Consider the following 20,925-nt stretch of genomic DNA (forward strand, 5'->3'; position numbering starts at 1 on the left):
TTGGAAGACAATCTTCTTGCTGAATTAAAAGATGTTCTTAAAATAACATGGAACGAAGAAGATAATCATTTAAATAGTATTTTAGATAAAGGGAAGGCGTATTTGTTTGGATTAACGAATGCGTCTTTTGATTTTTCAAAAGAGTTAACACCGAAAGATTTGCTATTAGAGCGGTGTCGATATGTCTATAACAATGCAGGTGATGAGTTTGAAAAAAATTATAAAAAAGAATTATCCAGGCTTATTTTAGATGTAGCTTTAGGAAAAGTTGGTGTAATTAATGGTTCTAAAAGCGTATAGAGAAACCTTAAATGATGGTTTTCTACAATATGGATATAAAAAAACAGAACGCTCAGAAGAGGGGAAAAGAATAGGTGAGAAGTTTCATGAAGAAGGAAAGCTCGCCTATAAAGTAATGTCTTTACGGGACAGTGATTACAAAATGGTGGGCGTTTTAACAACGGGATTAGATTTAAAAGTTAAAACACTCTATCCACCTTCATTTAGAAAAATAAATAAAAATAAACTTAAGGTATTAATGGATGGAATCGAATATGACGTGATTAAAGCAGATCATGATTCTAACAAACAATACCTTTTCTTTTATTTGCAGCAGGCGGTGAAATCTCGTGAATGAAAAATCTAAAAAGCTTATGAAGGAGCAGAGAAGTGGTGTTAAAAAAGCTCTTGAAGGTGGATTTAAGCTTTTAGTTGTTGAGGATGAACTAGCAGAAGATGAGGAATCGCAGCTAACAGAAGAGGGATACAATTGTTTTATATTGGAATATGGTGAGTTTCGGCCATCTTCAAATGAGCGTACAATTTCTCAAAGTATATACGTTAGTTATTTATCGGAAAATCAATCGAATTTAGATGAGCAGGTCATTGACATTATTTCGTGGGTTAGCAAGGTGAAAATGGTATCCTTTGTAGTTTCTAAAAGTGACCGTCTTCAAGTGAAAGATACAGATCGTTTTATTGATCGTGTTGTTTTTACGTTTAAGAGGGTGATTCCACTTGAGTGCATTTGAGCTTGATTATGAAGCCATAGAAAAGCTTGAAGAAAAAATGCGGGTATTACCAAATAAAATGGAACCCGCAATCAATACCATTCTTCATACGGATGGTATACGAATTGCAATAGAAGAGATTACAAAGCTGATTCCGGTATCTCGTTCTAAATGGAGTGTTCGAAATAAGACCCATGCCAAAGATAGCAACTGGTCAAAAAGTGAAAAGATGAATTTAGGTTTTAGGATATTGGCCCGTGGTGGAGCAGCTAATAAAAAAGGATCGTTTGGTTATCTAGTCTTCCCAAACGAAGGAAGAGGTTCGCATAATCCTTTAGAGCAGCGATTTGCGGAACGTGGGATTGTAAACGCTAGACCAAGAATTTTAGAAGAATTACACAAAGGTGTAGATAAAGTATTGGAGGAGGAATTTTAAATGGTTAAAGTAATTGAAGAATTTGATTCCGTGACGATTGCGAATGCAAGTATTCAATTTAAAAAGAAAGGTGACCAAGAACCAGGTGAGAAATTCGGTTGCGTTGGAACGATTGAAGGGGAACCAGAAAACAAGGAAACGAAAAAAATATGTGGTGGCGTGACGTTGAAAAAGAAATCGAAAACCACGGAACTTAAAATTACTGTTTCAGCGCATATTCCTGTTAAAGTAGCAAGGGATTATTTTGGTTTTGATACAACAGGATTAAAGAAAGGCGTTTGGGCGTACGGTAGTGAATCTAAAGGATACGATTTTGTATTTACAGCTGATGTTGTAGACGAATTTGAGGATTTAGTAAAACTTATTGCGTTTCCAAATTGCTCAAATTCCACAGGTTTTAAATTTGCTATTGCGAATGGTGAAGAGGAATTGGCAATGCTGGAATTAGAATTCACAGCCTTACCTGATGACTTAAATCACTTCTATTATGAGGCATTTGTGGATGAGTTAGAAGATGCAACAGTAGCACAAAAATGGCATACACAATTTAATTCAGCTCTTGTTCAAGGAACAACACCAGCACCTTAAAAAAAGCCCTAGTTTCATACAGGGCTTTTTCTTTTGGGTTTAAATAAGAAAAATGAAAGTGAGGAAATAGCAGATGAAAGTTCAAAAAATAACATTAAAAGAAGCGGAATTTGTAAAAGTAGATGGTGAGTATGAACAGCGATTTGTTAATGAACAAGACTATCCGGCGTTTTTAACAAATTACGCTTTGAAAAAAGGTCAGGAAGAAGGGCTTATTACTAGTTCGATTATTGCTGATATTGTAAAGTTCCAAGCTTTAGATGGGCTAAGAGATAAGGATAATAAAGACTTATCGGCATTAGAACAAATTGATCAAACAAGTATTCATAAAGTGATTTATATGGCATTTAAAGGAGCGAACCCTAAAGAAAAGTTAACATTTGATGAATTCCTAAAGAAGTATCATGATTCGTTAGCAGAATCTATGGAACTATATACGAAACTGGTTGTTGATGTAATTAGTCAAGATCCAAATCAATTTGCCGCAGCACTGAAAAAAAGTACAAATAGCGGCGGTAACGGTGAAAAAAAGTAAAAAATCCAGACATTAAAATTGAATGTGTGGAAGATAAATACGTCTTGTATTGTCTAGTCTCTGGAATAGATCCAGAGACTTTTTGGCATGAGCCAATTTCGTCTGTTGAGCGTATTTACGCAGGGATTACAGCGTTTGAAGCATGGCGTAACAATCCCAAGTAAAGGTAGGTGAGAAAATGGCCAGAAATAATTCGGAAGTTGAAGTTATATTTAAAGCGCAAAATAAAGATTTTAATGATGCCATGAAGGGCATGAATCAGGAAACTAAAAAACTTCGTCAAGAAATGAAATTGCAAGAAGAGCAGATGAAGTTAAATGCTACTGATTCAGAAAAACTACAAGCAAAGATTCAAAATCTTTCTCAACAATATGCAGTTGCACAAAGGGCTACGCAAGCAACGGCTGAACATTTACAACGTGCTAAAGAATTGTACGGAGAAAATTCTACTGTTGTAGCAAAGCTGGAATCAAAATTACGAAGTCAACAAATAACAGAACAACAGTTAGCCAATAGTATTAAACAAACTTCTGAAAGTTTAAAACAGGCGAGAGATGCTGAACAAGAAAGAACAAGCGAAACAGCTAAGGCAGCTCAAAAACTGAAAGAGCTAAAAGGACAGGAAGAGCAGTTGCAATCTTCTCTTTCTAAGTTAAATGCTCAATACGAGTTACAAAAAGCAACGCTTGGTGAGAATGCTTCAGAAATAGAAAAGTTACGTTTGAAAATAGATAATCTTGGAGAGCAACATACTGTTGCAGCTAGTAAAGTACAAAACTATCAAAAACAGTTAGATCAAGCCAAACAGCAGTATGGCGAAAACGCTAGTGAAATTCAAAGATATGAAACACAGCTTATACAAGCTCGGACAGCAGAACAGCAGTTGCAAAATCAATTAAGTGCGACGAATAGAAGTTTACAGGAACAAGAAAATGCAACGAAACAATTAAAGACATTCTTTGATGCGACTGAAACGAGTGTAGACCATTTTGCAAATGCATTAGGGAATAACCTTACAAACGCAATACGAAACGGTACAGCGACAGCAAGGCAGTTAGAACAAGCAATTCAAATCATCGGTCGTGAAGCATTAGGTTCAGAAGCAGATATTGAGAAATTACAGCGATCTCTTCGTTCTATAGATGATGGGAACTCATTACAACAAGTTCGAAATGATTTGAGAGACCTTTCACGAGAAGCAGAGAGAGCGTCGCACAGTTTCAAAGAATTAGATATCGGTTTAGAAAATATTCTAGGTGGATTAATGGCTGGTGGTGGTATTTCAGGAGCCATTGAGCAAGCGCTTGATACCTCTAAATTAAAAACAAAAATTGATGTTTCTTTTGAAGTTCCAGCATCCTCTAAAAAATCAGTAGAAGAAGCGGTTCGCGGTTTAGAAGCTTATGGTGTTGATGTGGAAGAAGCACTGGAGGGTACACGTAGACAATGGGCATTAAATCAAACTGTAAGCGATAAAGCTAATGCTTCCATTGTAAAAGGTGCAGGAGCCATTGCAAGTGCTTATGCAGGTATAGATTTTACTGAGTTAATTCAAGAAGCGAATGAAATCGGTAATGAATTAGGAATAACTAGTGATACGGCTTTAGGTCTAACAAATCGTCTTTTAAAAATCGGTTTCCCTCCTGAGCAATTGGACATTATCGCTGAATATGGTGGTCAGTTAACACGAGCTGGTTACAATGCTGAAGAAGTACAAGCAATTATGGAAGCTGGTGTTGATACAGGTACTTGGAATATTGATAATCTCTTAGATGGACTAAAAGAAGGCCGTATTAAAGCGGCTGAATTTGGTCAAGGTGTCGATAAGTCTATGAAAGAAGCTCTTGAAGGCACTAAAATTTCGGCTGATCAGTTAGAAAAGTGGGGGAAATCTGTCGCTAAAGGTGGTAAAGAAGGCTCGGCAGCAATGACAGAGATTGCTAAAGCATTGGCTAGTATTGAAGATGAAACAAAGCGAAACGAGATTGGTGTTAAGCTTTTCGGAACGATGTATGAAGATCAAGGGCAGAATATCACCAATACGCTTATTGGCGCTCAAGATAAAGTTATAGATTTAAATAAGAATCAAGAACAGCTAAACGAAATGATTAAGAAGATGGATGCTAGTCCAGCGGTAAAGTTTCAAAAAGCTATGAACGACTTGAAAATGGCGCTTGAGCCTGTTCTGGGCGTCATTGCGGATGTAATTAGTGCTTTTGCGGGATTCGTTTCGGAACATCCAGCGTTATCAGCAGCTATAACAACAATTGTATCCGCGCTCGGAATTCTTGTTGGAGCATGTATGGCGTTAGCCCCAGTATTTGTCACCTTATCCAGTATAGCTGGTATATTGGGTGTGAGCATTGGGGCTGTTGCTGGTCCAGTTGCATTAGTAGCAGGTGGAGTGATAGCCGCATCGGCAGCTATTGCTGGATTGATTATTTGGATACGGAATTTATGGCAAACCAATGAAGGGTTCAAAAATAGCATTACGAATGTAATTGAAAGCGTTCAAAACTTTGGACACGCATTATCTTCACTAGGTAAATATCTATTCTATACGGCTGTTGATGGAGATTATTTAAATGATTGGATTACTCATTTGCCAAAAGGATTTCAAAATGCGGCTGAAATGATAGGATTGGCAGTCAGTAAGATACGCGAAGCATGCCTTCATCTTTTTGATGCTGTAAAAGCTGTTTTTTCGGGAGACTTTAGCCAGTTAGGCGAAATCTTTAAGATGATCGGTCCTACTATAGCGGGGGCAATTATTGGGGGACTTCCAGGTATTCTTGTATCTGTATCTCGTTATTTGCCAGCTATTGCAGAATATTTGAATGCAAACTCAGGAATTATTCTTGAAACTATTACAAATATCTTTACCAATATAGCCAATTTCGTAACAACGATATTACCGCAATTTCTTGAAACGGGATCACAAATGATTTCAAATCTTGTGAATGGTTTGGTTGTAGCGGCTCCAATTATGCTTGAAGCCATTGTTGGGATTATAAATACAATTTCACAGATGATTGCTACCTATCTCCCTATGATTGTTCAAACGGGGATACAAATCATTCAAACTTTAATTTCTGGAATTGTACAAGTATTACCTACACTGATAGAAACAGGGCTTCAATTGATTCTAACCTTAATAAATGGAATTATGCAGATGCTTCCACAGTTAATCCAAATAGCTGTAACGATTATTCAAACTATTATTAATGGAATTATGTCATTTTTACCTCAGCTAATTGAAATGGGAATAAATTTATTAGTTTCATTAATTACAGGAATCACACAAGCTTTACCAATGATTGCTTTAGCGATTATTACAGTCATTACAACTTTAATTGAAGCCATTACAGCGAATTTACCTATGATTATTGAAGCTGGTGTTAAAGTTTTAACTAGCTTAATAGACGGAATCATTAAAATGCTACCGCAACTTATTGATTTGGCGATAAATCTTATCACCAAAGTGGCGGATACTTTATTAACAAACTTACCTAAAATAATTGAATCCGGTGTAAAGATTTTAATGGCCATTATTGATGGAATTGTACAAGTATTACCCCAGCTTATTATTGCGGCATTAGATTTAATTGTCAAAATAGCATCTACTTTAATTGCGAACTTACCGAAGATACTGGAAGCTGGTGTGAAAATCTTACTTATGTTAATTGCTGGTATCGTAAAGGTGCTACCGGAATTAATTGCGGCGGCATTAAAGCTGATTGTTACTTTAGCAGGAGAGTTAATTAAGAATCTACCTAAAATCCTTGAAGCTGGTGTTCAACTGATCTGGGCTTTAATAAAAGGTATTGTGAGTATGGTTGGAAAATTAGGTTCTACAATCGTAACAGATATTGTACCGAAGATTGTTGATACATTAAAGAAGATTGATTTATTCAAGATAGGTAAAGATATTATAAGTGGATTGATAGACGGTCTAGGTAGTATGGCTGGTAAAGTGTTAAATAAGGTGAAATCTATTGGCAGCAGTATTCTTGACGGTTTTACTGGATTCTTTGATATTCATAGTCCATCTCGAAAAATGAGAGATCAGGTTGGTAAACAAATTGGTGCTGGTCTAGCTGTTGGTATGGAGCATTCTGTATCGACGGTTCTTGCAGCGGCTAAAAACTTAGCAACTTCTGTCTATTCCGTATTAGAAAATACGTTAGGTGCGTTCAATAGTTCCGCTATAAGCGGAATGATGAATAATAATCCTCTTAGGAGTTATTTTGAAGCAATATTATACGATGGAGATTATCTTAATGATTGGATTACTCATTTACCAATGGATATGAGGGATGCGTTAAAAGCAGTGGGTAAAGAATTAGAACAGTTCACTCTCGATGGAGTAGAAGACGATAGTCCTATTGCGCGGTATATTCGTAGCATATTAGAGGGTGGGAACCCATCCCAAGATATACTAAGAGAATTTAAGGAATCCAATAAGTGGCTAGAAATCGGTAAAAAAATATCTGGTTTCAGGGAACAAATCCTAAAAGATTTTTACAATGCTCCTAACAATAATGCAAACAAAGAAAATGCGTTGCAATCCGCTTTCAACAATATCTCAAACATGGTGGATGATACTTTTAAAAAGTTAAATTTATATGGAATAAATAAACAAGATAACATCGCTTCTAATCTGTCTACATTGGCGACAGGAGCAGTTCAACCGATTGTTCAGCCAATTGGTAGTGGTCCTGTTGAAATTAATTTTTATAACACAATTAATAATGAACGTGATATTGATCGTATGTTTGAAAAAGCCGATGATTGGTTTGTTAAGAAAGGACAATCATTAAATATAGGTATAGGGAGGGCGCGACGTGGTTGATATTCGAATAAATGAAATGTTAGGGCAAGACTACCATCTTTGTATGGTAGAGCGCCCTAAAATACCGACCGCTAAAAAGAAAATTGAATTTATTGAAGTTGACGGAAGAGAAAATGGAACGTTAACAAAAGAAAAAGGTTATGAAGATGTTGAGTTTACAGTTGAGTTTAATTTACTCGAAGATGAAAATATCAAACCTTTATTAAGAAAAATAAAAGCGTGGATAATGAGCGCTAAGATTGTTTCATTCACTGACGACTATGTTTATAGAAAGATAAAGTCAGTTGAAATTGGAGATATAGATAACGAAATAGAGGAATACGGTAAGTTCGAAGTTCTTTTTAAAGCTGATCCATATGAGTACGCTATTGAACAGCCAATTACAATAACAAATCCCGTTACGATTATGAATCAAGGTACATTACATTCTTTACCGAAATTAACGATTTATGGAACAGGAAATATAACAATACAGATTAACGGCATTTCATTCCAAGTAAAAGACGTTAATTCTTTTGTTATTGTTGATTCTGATTTAATGGAATGCTACTACAATACAACTCCTATGAATAACAAAATGGTTGGGAAGTTCCCTGCATTAAAAGAGGGAGAAAACACAATTTCGTGGACGGGGAGTGTATCTAAAATCGATATAGAAACAAGGTGGCGATATATTTGATTACACTTTATAAGCCTAACGAAACAGACTTTACCCACAATGGTATAGGTATTCTTGATAATAATATTTATGAAGCTGAAATTGAGGAAATTTTAAACGGTGTTTATACACTAAGTTTTAAATATCCTCTTTTTTCTCCACATGGCTTAGAAATAGATGGACAATATTTAATCAAAGCGCCAACTCCTGATGGAGATCAATTGTTCCGTGTGGCAAATCCACATCCAACTAATGGTATTGTACAAGTGTTTTGTTATCACATTTTCTACGACTTGGTGGATAACTTCATAGAAGATACAAACATCGTGGGTAAATCAGGAATGGGCGCTTTAGATCAAGTTAAAGGCGCTCTACAATATCCAACTAAATTTGATTTTTATAGCGATATTGAGAACATCGCGAACGCGCGATTAGTTAGAAAAAACCCTGTAGAATTCTTATTGGATAACGGACAAGATAACTCCTTCTTAAATCGTTGGGGCGGCGAATTACTACGTGACAATTTCAATGTTCGAATGTTAGCTAGACGCGGTAGGGATCGTGGTGTTGTAATCCAACATAAAAAGGATTTATTAGGATATGAAGCTGATATTGATTGGCAAAGTCCAATTACAAAGATAATGCCACAAGGCGCAAATGAACTACTATTACCAGAAAAGTATGTTACTAGTCCACTGGTTAATAAGTATGTTAATCCTAAAATTAGAAAGATCGATTTCCCTGAAGTTAAAGCTAAAATAGGCGATGCTGCTAATGACGACGATGCATTACCATTACCGGATGCATTAAACAAATTGCGGGCTCTTGCGATAGCGATGTTCAATAATCAGCATGTAGATCAACCTTTAGCGACATATAAAATTAAATTCCAGGAGTTATCACAAACAGAAGAATACAAAGATTTAGCTGTATTACAGCGTGTTTACATGGGTGATACGGTAACTGTTCAACATTTGGACGAAGGAATTGATGTAAAGGCTAAGGTTGTATCTTACAAGTATGATCCATTGAACGAAGAGTATACAGATATCACGATTGGCAACTATAAAGAATCATTCACGGATGTTTCTAACAAAGTTGATAGAATACAAGATAATTTAGACGGATTAGAAACAAGTTTCTTAGAAAAGGCAAAAGAACGTGCTACAGATTTAATTAACAGTGGTTTTGGTGGTCATGTTCGCGTTTATCCAGAAAGAATTTTAATTATGGATACGGAGAAAGAGGCGACAGCTAAAAAAGTATGGCAATGGAATATTAACGGTTTGGGTTATTCTTCTCAAGGTATTAATGGGCCATACGGCTTAGCAATGACAATGGATGGATCAATCGTAGCTGATTTCATAACAACTGGTAAGTTAAATGCATCAATGGTGCAAACTGGATTTAATGAATTTGGCAGTGTAATTAAATTATTACCTGAAGGTTTGGAGTCGCGGGTTGGCGGAAAAAGACGGATGCAATTAGATAATATAGGAAGACTTAATATATTTGATGATAATGAATCTAAGGTTGGTTTCCTCGGCGCTCAATTTAAAGAAAATGACCCGAATAAGAGAGGTGTTTCCGTAGCTATACATCCGAATAGATTCTTAAGTTTATCGGTTTACAATGCGGCTACGAATTTCTACAATCCTTATTTTGAGATCGTAGATGACCCTAGCATGTATGGAATGAAAGGCAACCATCTATGGGAAAATTTAATAACTAACGGTTTTAGAATAGTCTTTAATGAAGGTAGCAACGGAAAAGCTTATAAATTTATACAAAAAGTAGGCAGCTCGGATGGTGATAAATTAGCTATAGTTTCTGATACCGGCATAAACCTTAGTCGTTTGTCAGGAGACGCAATGATCAATATAGCAGGGATCAGAAATGATTACTTTTATTCTAATGGCTACCTTTATACTAACGCCGGTATAGGTTTAGACGGAATGGGGACAACCATTGTTAACAACGGTATTTTTAAAACATCTAGCTCTTCATTGGCTTTAAGCAGTGCAACTAAATTAATGTTATGTTACGCAGTTGATGGTAACTTTTACCAAGTGTTCACTGTAGCAAACAAGAACAATTTAGATGCTTATGGTGAGTTAAATATGCATAATTGGTCAATTGTTAACACTTCTTTAAATAGGACTTTAGTTAATAACAATATAGATCAACCAATGTCTTTCGCTAGATCGTTAACAACAGTTAATGCAACTAAGAATATGGCTAGTGTAATGAGTTCTTCCGAAACTTTTACCCACATTGGAGAAAGTGAAACTGTGGAGGGACAAGTTAAGATCGACTTACCTATATTCTTCCAAAATGAAACAAGTAATTACCATGTTTTTATTAGTAAGTATGGACGTGGTGACATTTGGGTTTCTGAACGTAATGAAAAATATTTTATTGTGGAAAGCGATAATGATATTTCATTTTCTTATGAAATCAAGATTGTAAAAGAAGAAGAATTATCAATACGACCTATGTTAGCTCGATCTGTAAAAAGAAGATCGAGTATTTTTGACATGGCTGGTGATATGCCAGAAGAAGTAACTGTGGACAACAAGATCAGAATTGATGAATCTGAGTACAAAGGAGAAGAAATCATTTATGAAAACTAAATTAATTCTAGACGTTAATAAAACACAATACGCTCAACTCAATTCTATTGTCACTGGTCGCGTTGGAGATAAAGTAAGTAACGTTGTAGATGTCTATGTAATAGACGGAGGAATTCCATATAATTTAACAGGACTAAAAGTGTTTTTTGAATGCGCAAAGCCTGACAACACAGTTATTCGTGATGATAATGGCGTTAAAATGATTGATGTCGCAAAAGGACACTTTGAATATACATTTCCCCCTGAAACGTTTGGGGCAATCGGTAAAGCAAAACAGGCGTTTATATCGATTGAAAAAGATAATGCAATACGAGCGACAACACAAGATTTTGTATTAATCACATTACCAGACGCGACGACAAATCGTATTCCATCTGAATCTTATTTTTCAGATTTAGAAAAATTAATTCAAGAATTAAATGAAATGGCATTAGAAGAAATAAATAGCCGAGCCGCAGCGGAAGCATCGGCAGCAAAAGATTTTGCGAATCAAGCTAACGAATTATCTATTAGTATACAAAATCAATTAAATGAAATTGTTATTAACGGCGATTCATCAGTTGAAGCTGCACAAGCAAGGGTAGATGATGAAGGGGTTGTATACCCATATTTAAAAGCTAGACTAGATGTAGATTCTTCTCAAATTAAGATTTTATCCAAACCTCGTACTTTTATTGGAGAGAAATTTCCGGTTTACATTTCTCACAATGGGTTTAATTATATAGCTCCAATCAATTGTCTTCCTGCATATGAATTAGCAGCCGAAGCTGGTCATAAATATTTCGAGGTAGATATCCGGACAACAAAAGACAACGTTTGGATGGCATTCCATGATGATGATGTAACAGCTATGACAGATGGGACAGGCTTGTTCAAGGATAAAACATTAATTGAGGCAAAAGCATTAACAGTTGATACTATGCTCACTACGTATCCAGGAACAAAAATACCGACTTTTGAAGAATTCCTTGGTTTCTGTACAAAGTGGAATGCAACGCCTGTTATAGAAGTGAAAGTATATAACAATGATACTAATTTATCTGATTTAATTACTATTCTGAAAGATACAGGTTATTTAAATAAATGTATTGTCATGGCATTTGGAATGGGGACTTTAACTAAATTAAGAGGTCTTAATAAAGATATGGCTTTATGCTTGTTATCGAATACAGCTGATCAAGTTGATTTAGACAATGCTAAATCAATCGATAGTGACTATGTTTCAGTTAATAAATCAGTTATTACTAAAAATTTTTGCCAGTTAGCACATAATAATGGATTAAAAGTAGGAGCTTGGACAACAGATAGTGAAGAAGAAGCGAGAAATCTTACAACGTTAGGTGTAGATATAATCACGACTAATTCACTATTACCGAGAGGAGTGTGAATAAATTGACTTACTATAATAACTTCAAATCATATGATTACGCTGACAAACTAAAGAAGTATACAACATTAGCTTATTCTACCGTACCCGGAACATTAAATTCATTTTCTTTTGATGAGGGCAATGGAGTTGTTGGAGTTAATGTAGATTCAACTAAAGCTGGTACATTTGTAGATACATTTACCGAATTGATTGCAGGTGATGTAATCGAAGTTGTAGCTGAGGTTAGAAATATAACTGGAATAAAGGTTAAGGTGGCATTCCGTGAATTTAATTCATCAGGGAATCCATTTGATATACATGTATATCAATCTGTTAAACAAGGCGAATGGGAGACTGTCTATTATAAATATGTTTTTAGAAATTTAAACAACTCTAAGAAACTAATGTTTAATATCGGATTATATAACGCTGATGCAGGGAACTTCGAAATGAGGAATTTAAGAGTCAACATTAAAACAAAAAGAAAATATGTTCCTGAAACAATTGAAAAAATCACTAAATCGTACTATTTAAAAAAGAACGCTTCAGATTTCGAAATAAGAACAGATTTTCAAAATGATGGAGGTGTACTATCAGTTGTAGACGAATCCACATTAAGGATTACATTCGCGCAACGATTTCCTAATAAGAGACCAGTTCCGGTTCCAGGTATAGATTTTGCATCCTTTGGGATGAACTACCAAATGTATATAGGTAACTCTACAAAAGATTATGTTGACATTGTGTTCTCCAATAGAAATGGAACAAGAGTTAAGTTAAGTGATATTCAAGAGAATTGTCATTTTGGAGTTGTTTTATTAGGGAGTTAACGTTTGAAAACTTTAGTTATTCTATTAAACTAGGGATAGATGTTTAATTTTAAATCAACGAGAAGGAGATTGTATAAAATGAAGATATTTATTTCTTGTTTTGAATGTGTAAAGAATAATCACCAGGATATCTATGGATATGATTACTTGGAAATTCACAGTAACAAAATATATACTTTGACCTGTACTAGGGGACATACTTCAGAAGTCTACGTACAAGAAGAACCGTTTGAAATATTGTTTGATATGGGCATTTTAGCTTTACTTGATGGTTACTACAGAGAAGCTGTAAGTAACTTCGCAGCTTCTCTAGAACGATTTCATGAATTTTGTGTAAAAGTAATGCTAGATCATAACCGTACTTCACATGATGAGTTCAGTAAAACATGGAAATACTTTGCATCGTCATCAGAAAGACAATTAGGAGCCTTTTATATCTCATATTTAAATACTTTTGGTAAAGCTCCTGAAAATATAAATGAATTCAAAATTGATGGAAGGACACTATCTAACTTTAGAAATAGAGTAATTCATAATGGGGATTTTCCAAAACACCAAAATGTTTTAGAATATGCGCGTAAAATTTATGATTATATGATTAGTATTTTAAAAGAAATGGAACAAGAATTTGATGATGCCATTAGAAGGGTAGTAAGCACAGGGGATACTAGGAAGGGTGAGATGATGAGCTCTAATTTAACAATATCATCTTGCATTAGTCTAAATGACATTGGATTTGGAGTGTTTGGAGAAAGAACTTTTGACGATACACTTAAAGATTTTAAAGAAAGAAAGGATTTAATTTATAAGAAATAAAAGTTGTTTTGTAATAAATATCTGACATTAGATATTTATTGGTTTTTTAATAGAAAATTAATTCATCATTTATGAAATTTTTACATTTAATTAACATTAAAGTATTAGATATTTAATGTTTTCAGATTACTATTATTTGCAAGTCAACTGAAAATAGGAGGAGTTATGGAGAGAGAAGGTAACTTTATACAAGGATTTTTCTTAGGATCAGTTCTATCTTTAATGTTATGGTTTTCTTTTTTCGGTTGGATGCAAATAATTTTTGGGTAAAATACGACTTTGAATAAATTCAATTCATAGATCAAGAGGAGCGAATTCGCTTCTCTTTTTATTTTGAGGAGATGATTAGTGTGAAACGAATAGTAAATCAAGTAATTTATGAAAAGCATGTTAGCCAAGAAAACAAAAACCTAGTCAAAGATTTTCTAATCGAAAAGAAAGCACAAGGAAAAGCGGCAAGCACTTTAAAACAATATGGTTGGGATTTGCGAATTATTTTGTTTCTAATACATCAACACTTCGAAAATAAAAATCTGGTTGAATTAACACGTAAAGACATTCGAAACTTATCTATTATTTTTCAAGAGACGGGAATGTCTAATGCTCGTGTAAATGGATTGATGAGCGCTTTACGTTCAGCACTTGAGTTTTGTGCGGATGATGATGACTATGATTATGAATTTAATGTAGGTTCACGGGTACGTGGTTTACCTAAGAATCCAATTAGAGAAATTACGTTTATTACTGAGGATCAGATTAATTGGTTAATCGATAAATTACTTGAGCAAGAAAAATATATGTTAGCAACGTATTTAGCACTTTCTTATTACAGTGCAGCTAGAAAGAATGAGGTATACCAGGTTCAAAAAGAAGGGCTGACAGAACAATATTATACAAATGTGGTACGAGGAAAACGCGGTAAGAAGTTTAGATTATATTACAATCACCGGGTGCAGAAATGCATTCGTTTATATATAAATCAGCGAGGTAAGGATACTATTCCAGATTTGTTTGTGCGTGTTTATAAGAATGGTGAGAGAAAAAGATTGAACAAGAGTGTATTTAATTATTGGTGCGACATATTTGCTAAGATGCTGATTGAAAAGGAAGGAAAGGAATTTAAAATGAATCCTCACTGTTTCCGTCATAGCAGATTAGATAATTTGAAAGTACAAGGAGTACCGCTTGAAAAACTAAAATCACTCGCTAATCATTCTGATATTTCCACAACTGAATCTTATTTGAAAGATAGAAGTGAGGAAGATATTGCAGAGATATTTGGAATGGATCCAAGTTACTTTGCAGCATAAAAAGGAGTGAAGAAATGACAATTGAAGTAGGAGTACTTATCACAATCGCGTCAGCATTGATAGGATATATGTCTTATTCACTGAATCGCTCGAAAGAGATTAAGTCAGATGGTAGACAAGGGGCAGAAACAAATGCGAAATTGGAGTACATCAGTAAAGGAGTTGATGATATTCGTATTGATTTAAAGGCAAATGAAAAGCAAATGATTGTACTTGGAGAGCGCATTACAAGAGTTGAAGAGAGTGCCAAACAAGCGCATAAACGCTTAGATAATGTAGAAAAGGAGATAAATTAACTATGACAAAAGAGAATATTAAAAAACGACTCCGCAACTGGAAAACATGGGTTGCGGTTTTTTCTTTGCTTGGATTTTTATTTACGAAGTTTGGTGTTCCAGAGGCAAAAAGCTTTTTAGATGAATTAGCGCCTTATTTATTGACTGTTGGTATCACATTGGGGATTTGGTCTGATCATGATGTAAATAGCGAAGGAGAGGATAAATAATGGGTTACACTGTAGATATTTCAAAATGGAATGGTGATATTAATTGGCCTGTGGCAAAACAACATATTGATTTCATCATCGCTCGTGTACAAGATGGTTCGAATTATGTAGATCCATTATATAAGGGATATGTACAAGCTATGAAGCAACATGGTATTCCTTTTGGTAACTATGCATTCTGTCGTTTCGTTTCTGAGAATGACGCACGTGTAGAAGCACGAGACTTCTGGAATCGTGGAGATAAGAGCGCGACAGTCTGGGTGGCTGATGTAGAAGTGAAAACAATGGATGACATGCGAGCAGGTACACAGGCTTTTATCGATGAATTACGTAGATTAGGTGCTAAGAAAGTTGGTTTATATGTTGGCCATCATATGTATGCTCCATTTGGTATGGCAAATGTGAAAGCTGACTTTGTTTGGATTCCGCGTTATGGCGGAAAGAAACCAGATTATCCATGCGATATCTGGCAATACACTGAAACAGGTAATGTACCTGGTATTGGAAAGTGTGATTTAAATAAATTAATTGGAAGCAAGTCGTTAGATTGGTTTACAAATAAATCGTATAAAGAAGAAGGAGTGGAGATTATCGTGAACAAACATAATAAGGTGGTTACTTATGAATTTGGTGTAAATTTAATTCCTGAAATGATTCAAATGATGGATAAGCTTGGATACACTTCAAAAATTGTTTCCCGAGGAGATCGTCAGGGGCTTGTTTATTTCGAGTCGGATTACCGTCAAGGTAGTGATCTAGATAAAGCGACAGCGTGGTTAGATGCCAAAGGATTAAATTATTACTATACAAAAGAATAATTTTGTAAACAAAAAGGGCCGTCAGTTGACGGCTCTTTTTTTATTTTCTACGATTTTTAAAATTTACTTCTTATTTAATGCGCGCAATATAGGTCTCAATATTTTACCGAATATACGATATGCGTTAAAAATAGATCTTATGGCTTTCATATAATCTCCACCTTGAAATTTATTTAATATTTGATTCTTCTTCAATCCAAATATCTTCTACATGTAAATTTAATGTTTTTGCGATTTTAATAGCATTTCGTAAAGAAGGCTCACTTTTACCATGTACGATTTGACTTAGTTGCTGTGGTGTAATTTGCACTCTTTTTGCTAACGCTCCTTGTTTTATCATCCGATTATCTAAAATTTCTTTGAGCCTACATTTCATATCTATTCACCTCATCTTCGTATATTCGATAACAAAGTGAAAATTCCTATTTACTTTTTTTAAGATGGACAAACAAGTTTTTATTTTCTAGTTCATATACCTATATCAAGACCACGAGGAATACCAAGTGGAACTAAGGACATCAAGAGGGGGGGAGATTACATGCGTTGGCAGTATAACCACTTGAATACAACTCCATATCTACATCCTTCAAAAGAATTACGTCAAATGTATAACGAATCAAAATCAAGATCAGAAACAGAATCGATTATGAATCATATGAAAAATTATGAAGTGTTTAATAACAAGGAATATAAAAGATATTTCAGTTTATCTCAGGTTATCGAAGAAGATCTATACGGTGAGGAAGAAGACATTTTAAATTGGGAAATCCTAATGGACTGTTATGATGTAGTCCTTTCGAGAAAAGGTATTATATTCCGTGAAAAAAAAGAGGAGGAATAGGTATGACACTCGCAGGAGAAGCGGTAGTTATTTGGACGGTGACAGGTTTGTCAGTAGTTGCAATGAAGGTGGCAGAAAAAATGGGGAAGAGTGTTCCACATTGGCTTCCACGTATTACTTTGTACACAACGCTTACAGGCTCGTTTCTATACCTTCTACGTTATGTTCTAGTTATGTTTCTATGATGGAATGCGATGTGGAATCTTATTATTCTTTATGTCATAAGGAGTTTAGCTTGTATGCACGTATTCCTTGAAACAGGGATATATACCCTCTATAAGAGGGGGATAGGGAGTGATTTTATGTTGGAGCTATTATCGGTACCAATCGCTGGATTATTATTCGCTATACTTGGTGATATACTTAAAAGTAAAGATGATGACCGTAAAAAGATACAAGTATTTTTTGAGGTAAGTGGAATTGCTATCCGGATTGGGGAGAGATTACAGTATCCGGTTTTTCTTGAGCAAAAAAATGATGATCGAAGCACAACTTATGTATATCGATTACCGGTAGGGATGCCATCTAAATTAATACAAAAGGTTGAGGATGTTGTTTCTGAAGGATTGAACAAACCCGTTCGAATTGATTACGACAATTACAAATTAAATATTCGTGTTTTTCATAGAGATATACCGAAAAAATGGTCATGGTCTACGGATTTAGTGACACAAGGGAAATGGCGTGTACCAATGGGCCAAAGTTTAGAAAAACTTATCTACCATGATTTTGATAAAACTCCACATATGACACTAGGTGGTCTCACCCGAATGGGTAAGACGGTGTTTCTAAAGAATGTAGTTACTTCCCTTACTTTAGCGCAACCAGAGCATATAAATTTATACATTATTGATTTAAAAGGCGGTTTGGAGTTCGGGCCATATAAGAATTTAAAACAAATAGTTTCCATTGCTGAGAAGCCCATAGAAGCCTTTATGGTATTAAAGGATATTCTTGAGAAGATGGAAGAGAAAATGCAATACATGAAAGATAGACATTATACAAATGTTGTAGAAACAAGTATTAAAGAGCGCTCTTTCATTATAGTAGACGAAGGCGCTGAATTGTGTCCTGATAAAAGTATGAAAAAGGAGCAACAAAGGTTATTGGGAGCTTGTCAACAAATGCTTTCTCATATAGCGCGTATAGGTGGTGCTTTAGGATTTAGATTAATTTTCTGTACACAGTATCCGACAGGAGATACATTACCACGTCAAGTGAAACAAAATAGTGATGCGAAATTAGGTTTTAGATTACCGACTCAAACAGCTTCAAGCGTTGTTATAGATGAACCAGGATTAGAATCAATAAAAAGCATTCCTGGACGTGCAATTTTTAAAACGGATAGGCTTACCGAAATACAAGTTCCTTATATTAGTAATGAAATGATGTGGAATTATTTAAAACAATATGAGGTGGAGAAACATGAGGATGCAAACGCATATGCAAATCAACCGTCAAATGGCGATACTTGCGACGATTAGGAAGCTACAGTTTGCAACAAGAAGGCATTTAATGAGTGTGCATGAAATGGGTGGGATAAGAAATGCAAATCGAATTATGAAGGATCTCTCTTCTTACACCAGTAAATTAACTCATAATAAAGAATATGTTTATTATTTAAATCAATCAGGGCACAAGTTATTTGGTGAAGGAAAAGTAGTTCATCATAGTAGAGTAGCACATGCTATTTTACGTAATGAAGCATGGTTACAACTATTTTGTCCGGATGATTGGCAGATTGAAACAGAAATAAGGTATATAAAAGATGATAAGAAAAAGAAGATTATTCCAGATGTGAAGTTTCGTGATGAAGATAGGATACTTCACGCAGTAGAAATAGATCGTACTCAAAAGATGGTAGTTAATGAAGAGAAATTAAAATGTTATGAAGAGTTTACTAAAATATATAAGCAAAAATATAAAGGAAAAGTGCCAGTTATCCATTTCTTCACCATTACAAAATATAGAGAAAAGAAGTTGGAGCAACTGGCAGCAAAATATGATGTGTTTGTAAAAGTATATGTAATCCAAGAAATTTAATTCTGTAGGCAATAACAAGAAAAGTATAGGGGAATATATATAAGAAGAGAGTGATCACAAACGACCACTCTCTTTTGACCACGCAGACCACATTGACCACAACTTGTACCACATTTATTATTTACTTTATGTCCATTTTGTCTAAAATAGAAAATATAGCTGGACAAGAATACACGTTTTATCACATAATGGACACAATGCATCTTTAGAGGTGTAAAGAAAAAACATTGACAAATATAAAATGGCTAGCTATAATTTTGTTTGTTGCCTTGAGGTGATATGATATGAAATGGTCCATCCATCAATTGAATAAATTGAGAAATAAAGGATTGACATTGGATGAGATGGTAGATGTAAGTGAGCTAAAAGAGGTCGAGAAAGATATTCGTGAAATTAATCCTGTTCATGTAACGGGAAGAGTTGATTTTGGCTCCGGTAAGTTTACGTTTCATCTACACATAACTGGAAGCATGGTTTTACCATGTTCTCGTTCTTTAGTAGATGTGACATTACCATTTGACATTAAAACAACTGAGGTGTTCCAAACTTCACAAGAAGAATTTGAAACTGAAGCTGAAATTCATTGTTTAGAAGGAGAAGTACTTGACTTACTGCCCGTAATCAAGGAAAATATACTTTTGGAGATTCCAATGCAAATTTTCAGTGATGATGTTTCTGGTGGAGCACCGACGCAAGGTCAAGACTGGCAAGTGATTTCGGAAGAAGACAAAGAAAAGACTGTTGATCCAAGATTGGCAGGACTTGCAAAGTTTTTTGACAAATAATCGGAAGACTGGTTCAGGCCTTCATATGAAAATAACTATTTCTTTTAAGGAGGTGGGAAGAATGGCTGTACCTTTTAGAAGAACTTCTAAAACAGTAAAAAGAAAGCGTCGTACGCATTTCAAATTATCAGTACCTGGTATGGTAGAGTGCCCAAGCTGTGGTGAAGCGAAATTAGCTCACCGTGTATGTAAAGCATGCGGTACTTACAAAGGTAAAGAAGTAATCAGCAAGTAATTGCAGGAAAATAAACGCAGAAGATATCTTCTGCGTTTATTTTTTTTGTCTTAATCTTTAGTTGTTGTATTCTATCTTTTCTAGTAACTGCATATGCTTAATAAAAAATGCATAGGGAGGACTAGAGAAATGGCGACAACAAGACAAGATGCTTGGACTGATGATGAAGATTTGCTTCTGGCAGAAGTAGTACTCCGGCATATTCGAGAAGGTGGAACACAACTTTCTGCCTTTAAGGAAGTGGGGAAAAATTTATCTCGTACACCAGCAGCATGTGGATTTAGGTGGAATTCTTACGTAAGAAAGCAATATAAAGAACGTATTGAGGAAGCGAAGCAACTTCGTAAAGTAGAAAATTATGAAGTGAAAGAGACAAAAGTGTTAGAACCTACGTCAATTACGTTGAATGATGTTATTGATTTCTTGCAAAATTATAAAGATGAAAACTCTTTAACGGTGTTGCAACAACAAGTTGAATCATTACAAACAGAAAGAGAGCGTCTTCTGGAGCGATTATCAGTATATGAGGAAGAGTATAGAACATTGCTTGATTATATCGATCAAAAAAGAAGTGTAATGGTAGCGGAAAGAAACAATGCTCGCTCGACTGAGAAGTTAGAGAAGCTTAAGAAATAAAAAAACAGCTGTTATACAGCTGTTT

General features: G+C 34.9%; 24 protein-coding genes. 23 read left to right on the plus strand and 1 reads right to left on the minus strand.

What is annotated here, in order from left to right:
• From ACO6VI_RS03445 to ACO6VI_RS03520, 16 genes are all read left to right on the plus strand, one after another.
• A complete protein-coding gene (locus ACO6VI_RS03445) occupies positions 1-300 on the plus strand; it encodes a hypothetical protein (protein ID WP_251199646.1) in 300 nt (99 codons plus the stop codon).
• Positions 281-637 (plus strand): phage head closure protein, encoded by a 357-nt coding sequence (locus ACO6VI_RS03450; protein WP_000243069.1) that lies wholly within the window; start codon positions 281-283, stop codon positions 635-637. Before ACO6VI_RS03445 ends, ACO6VI_RS03450 begins: the two co-directional genes overlap by 20 nt.
• Complete coding sequence (locus ACO6VI_RS03455; protein ID WP_251199647.1) at positions 630-1,031, plus strand: hypothetical protein; 402 nt, start codon at positions 630-632, stop codon at positions 1,029-1,031. The genes ACO6VI_RS03450 and ACO6VI_RS03455 overlap by 8 nt, the downstream gene beginning before the upstream one ends.
• Entirely contained in the window at positions 1,018-1,446 is a 429-nt protein-coding gene (locus ACO6VI_RS03460; protein ID WP_422422994.1) for a hypothetical protein, read from the plus strand. The genes ACO6VI_RS03455 and ACO6VI_RS03460 overlap by 14 nt, the downstream gene beginning before the upstream one ends.
• Positions 1,447-2,034 (plus strand): phage tail protein, encoded by a 588-nt coding sequence (locus ACO6VI_RS03465; RefSeq protein WP_251199649.1) that lies wholly within the window; start codon positions 1,447-1,449, stop codon positions 2,032-2,034.
• Between the two features lie 73 nt (positions 2,035-2,107).
• Complete coding sequence (locus tag ACO6VI_RS03470; RefSeq protein WP_251199650.1) at positions 2,108-2,569, plus strand: hypothetical protein; 462 nt, start codon at positions 2,108-2,110, stop codon at positions 2,567-2,569.
• Positions 2,570-2,747: 178 nt separating this feature from the next.
• Positions 2,748-7,421 (plus strand): hypothetical protein, encoded by a 4,674-nt coding sequence (locus tag ACO6VI_RS03475; protein ID WP_422422995.1) that lies wholly within the window; start codon positions 2,748-2,750, stop codon positions 7,419-7,421.
• Positions 7,414-8,100 (plus strand): phage tail protein, encoded by a 687-nt coding sequence (locus tag ACO6VI_RS03480; protein ID WP_422422996.1) that lies wholly within the window; start codon positions 7,414-7,416, stop codon positions 8,098-8,100. The genes ACO6VI_RS03475 and ACO6VI_RS03480 overlap by 8 nt, the downstream gene beginning before the upstream one ends.
• The gene (locus ACO6VI_RS03485; RefSeq protein WP_422422997.1) at positions 8,097-10,712 is read left to right on the plus strand and encodes a phage tail spike protein; all 2,616 of its coding nucleotides are present in this window, start codon (positions 8,097-8,099) and stop codon (positions 10,710-10,712) included. The genes ACO6VI_RS03480 and ACO6VI_RS03485 overlap by 4 nt, the downstream gene beginning before the upstream one ends.
• Positions 10,702-12,099: a glycerophosphodiester phosphodiesterase family protein gene (locus ACO6VI_RS03490; protein WP_325097682.1), complete on the plus strand. Its 1,398-nt coding sequence runs from the start codon at positions 10,702-10,704 to the stop codon at positions 12,097-12,099. The genes ACO6VI_RS03485 and ACO6VI_RS03490 overlap by 11 nt, the downstream gene beginning before the upstream one ends.
• Positions 12,100-12,104: 5 nt before the next feature.
• Positions 12,105-12,911: a hypothetical protein gene (locus ACO6VI_RS03495; protein WP_325097683.1), complete on the plus strand. Its 807-nt coding sequence runs from the start codon at positions 12,105-12,107 to the stop codon at positions 12,909-12,911.
• A gap of 78 nt (positions 12,912-12,989) precedes the next feature.
• The gene (locus tag ACO6VI_RS03500) at positions 12,990-13,727 is read left to right on the plus strand and encodes a hypothetical protein (protein WP_325097685.1); all 738 of its coding nucleotides are present in this window, start codon (positions 12,990-12,992) and stop codon (positions 13,725-13,727) included.
• Positions 13,728-14,077: 350 nt separating this feature from the next.
• Complete coding sequence (locus tag ACO6VI_RS03505) at positions 14,078-15,037, plus strand: tyrosine-type recombinase/integrase (RefSeq protein ID WP_422422998.1); 960 nt, start codon at positions 14,078-14,080, stop codon at positions 15,035-15,037.
• Between the two features lie 14 nt (positions 15,038-15,051).
• Complete coding sequence (locus tag ACO6VI_RS03510) at positions 15,052-15,333, plus strand: hypothetical protein (RefSeq protein WP_000151534.1); 282 nt, start codon at positions 15,052-15,054, stop codon at positions 15,331-15,333.
• A gap of 2 nt (positions 15,334-15,335) precedes the next feature.
• Positions 15,336-15,542 carry a hypothetical protein gene (locus ACO6VI_RS03515; RefSeq protein ID WP_000159647.1) on the plus strand — a complete coding sequence of 69 codons (207 nt, stop codon included), beginning with the start codon at positions 15,336-15,338 and terminating at the stop codon, positions 15,540-15,542.
• Positions 15,542-16,360 (plus strand): GH25 family lysozyme, encoded by an 819-nt coding sequence (locus ACO6VI_RS03520; protein ID WP_422422999.1) that lies wholly within the window; start codon positions 15,542-15,544, stop codon positions 16,358-16,360. Before ACO6VI_RS03515 ends, ACO6VI_RS03520 begins: the two co-directional genes overlap by 1 nt.
• Before the next feature lie 169 nt (positions 16,361-16,529).
• Here the strand turns inward: ACO6VI_RS03520 and ACO6VI_RS03525 are convergent, their stop codons facing one another.
• The gene (locus ACO6VI_RS03525) at positions 16,530-16,736 is read right to left on the minus strand and encodes a helix-turn-helix transcriptional regulator (RefSeq protein ID WP_033698117.1); all 207 of its coding nucleotides are present in this window, start codon (positions 16,734-16,736) and stop codon (positions 16,530-16,532) included.
• A gap of 162 nt (positions 16,737-16,898) precedes the next feature.
• Here ACO6VI_RS03525 and ACO6VI_RS03530 point away from each other — a divergent pair, with 162 nt between their 5' ends.
• The 7 genes from ACO6VI_RS03530 (at position 16,899) to ACO6VI_RS03560 (ending at position 20,900) form a co-directional block, all read left to right on the plus strand.
• A complete protein-coding gene (locus ACO6VI_RS03530) occupies positions 16,899-17,201 on the plus strand; it encodes a hypothetical protein (protein ID WP_033698119.1) in 303 nt (100 codons plus the stop codon).
• A 2-nt stretch (positions 17,202-17,203) separates the two neighbouring features.
• Positions 17,204-17,386 carry a hypothetical protein gene (locus tag ACO6VI_RS03535; protein ID WP_033698121.1) on the plus strand — a complete coding sequence of 61 codons (183 nt, stop codon included), beginning with the start codon at positions 17,204-17,206 and terminating at the stop codon, positions 17,384-17,386.
• 117 nt (positions 17,387-17,503) lie between these two features.
• The gene (locus ACO6VI_RS03540; protein WP_033698123.1) at positions 17,504-18,685 is read left to right on the plus strand and encodes an FtsK/SpoIIIE domain-containing protein; all 1,182 of its coding nucleotides are present in this window, start codon (positions 17,504-17,506) and stop codon (positions 18,683-18,685) included.
• Positions 18,627-19,244 carry a replication-relaxation family protein gene (locus tag ACO6VI_RS03545; protein WP_033698125.1) on the plus strand — a complete coding sequence of 206 codons (618 nt, stop codon included), beginning with the start codon at positions 18,627-18,629 and terminating at the stop codon, positions 19,242-19,244. The genes ACO6VI_RS03540 and ACO6VI_RS03545 overlap by 59 nt, the downstream gene beginning before the upstream one ends.
• 284 nt (positions 19,245-19,528) lie before the next feature.
• On the plus strand, positions 19,529-20,029 hold the full coding sequence (locus ACO6VI_RS03550) for a YceD family protein (RefSeq protein ID WP_000872146.1): 501 nt from the start codon (positions 19,529-19,531) through the stop codon (positions 20,027-20,029).
• 61 nt (positions 20,030-20,090) lie between these two features.
• Positions 20,091-20,264: a 50S ribosomal protein L32 gene (rpmF, locus tag ACO6VI_RS03555; RefSeq protein WP_001984764.1), complete on the plus strand. Its 174-nt coding sequence runs from the start codon at positions 20,091-20,093 to the stop codon at positions 20,262-20,264.
• A 129-nt stretch (positions 20,265-20,393) separates the two neighbouring features.
• Positions 20,394-20,900, plus strand: a complete 507-nt coding sequence (locus ACO6VI_RS03560; protein ID WP_000246469.1) for an RsfA family transcriptional regulator — start codon at positions 20,394-20,396, stop codon at positions 20,898-20,900.
• The last annotated feature ends 25 nt before the right edge of the window (positions 20,901-20,925 follow it).

Origin of the sequence: Bacillus sp. PSXD-155 (assembly GCF_049310765.1) — a bacterium.
Classification (GTDB): domain Bacteria; phylum Bacillota; class Bacilli; order Bacillales; family Bacillaceae_G; genus Bacillus_A; species Bacillus_A cereus.

Bases quoted from the DNA above. Each gene is read 5' to 3' on its own strand.
- ACO6VI_RS03450 (WP_000243069.1), top strand. From the start codon at position 281: ATGGTTCTAAAAGCGTATAGAGAAACCTTAAATGATGGTTTTCTACAA.
- ACO6VI_RS03465 (WP_251199649.1), top strand. From the start codon at position 1,447: ATGGTTAAAGTAATTGAAGAATTTGATTCCGTGACGATTGCGAATGCA.
- ACO6VI_RS03470 (WP_251199650.1), top strand. From the start codon at position 2,108: ATGAAAGTTCAAAAAATAACATTAAAAGAAGCGGAATTTGTAAAAGTA.
- ACO6VI_RS03475 (WP_422422995.1), top strand. From the start codon at position 2,748: ATGGCCAGAAATAATTCGGAAGTTGAAGTTATATTTAAAGCGCAAAAT.
- ACO6VI_RS03490 (WP_325097682.1), top strand. From the start codon at position 10,702: ATGAAAACTAAATTAATTCTAGACGTTAATAAAACACAATACGCTCAA.
- ACO6VI_RS03500 (WP_325097685.1), top strand. From the start codon at position 12,990: ATGAAGATATTTATTTCTTGTTTTGAATGTGTAAAGAATAATCACCAG.
- ACO6VI_RS03510 (WP_000151534.1), top strand. From the start codon at position 15,052: ATGACAATTGAAGTAGGAGTACTTATCACAATCGCGTCAGCATTGATA.
- ACO6VI_RS03515 (WP_000159647.1), top strand. From the start codon at position 15,336: ATGACAAAAGAGAATATTAAAAAACGACTCCGCAACTGGAAAACATGG.
- ACO6VI_RS03520 (WP_422422999.1), top strand. From the start codon at position 15,542: ATGGGTTACACTGTAGATATTTCAAAATGGAATGGTGATATTAATTGG.
- ACO6VI_RS03525 (WP_033698117.1), bottom strand. From the start codon at position 16,736: ATGAAATGTAGGCTCAAAGAAATTTTAGATAATCGGATGATAAAACAA.
- ACO6VI_RS03530 (WP_033698119.1), top strand. From the start codon at position 16,899: ATGCGTTGGCAGTATAACCACTTGAATACAACTCCATATCTACATCCT.
- ACO6VI_RS03535 (WP_033698121.1), top strand. From the start codon at position 17,204: ATGACACTCGCAGGAGAAGCGGTAGTTATTTGGACGGTGACAGGTTTG.
- ACO6VI_RS03540 (WP_033698123.1), top strand. From the start codon at position 17,504: ATGTTGGAGCTATTATCGGTACCAATCGCTGGATTATTATTCGCTATA.
- ACO6VI_RS03545 (WP_033698125.1), top strand. From the start codon at position 18,627: ATGAGGATGCAAACGCATATGCAAATCAACCGTCAAATGGCGATACTT.
- ACO6VI_RS03550 (WP_000872146.1), top strand. From the start codon at position 19,529: ATGAAATGGTCCATCCATCAATTGAATAAATTGAGAAATAAAGGATTG.
- rpmF (WP_001984764.1), top strand. From the start codon at position 20,091: ATGGCTGTACCTTTTAGAAGAACTTCTAAAACAGTAAAAAGAAAGCGT.
- ACO6VI_RS03560 (WP_000246469.1), top strand. From the start codon at position 20,394: ATGGCGACAACAAGACAAGATGCTTGGACTGATGATGAAGATTTGCTT.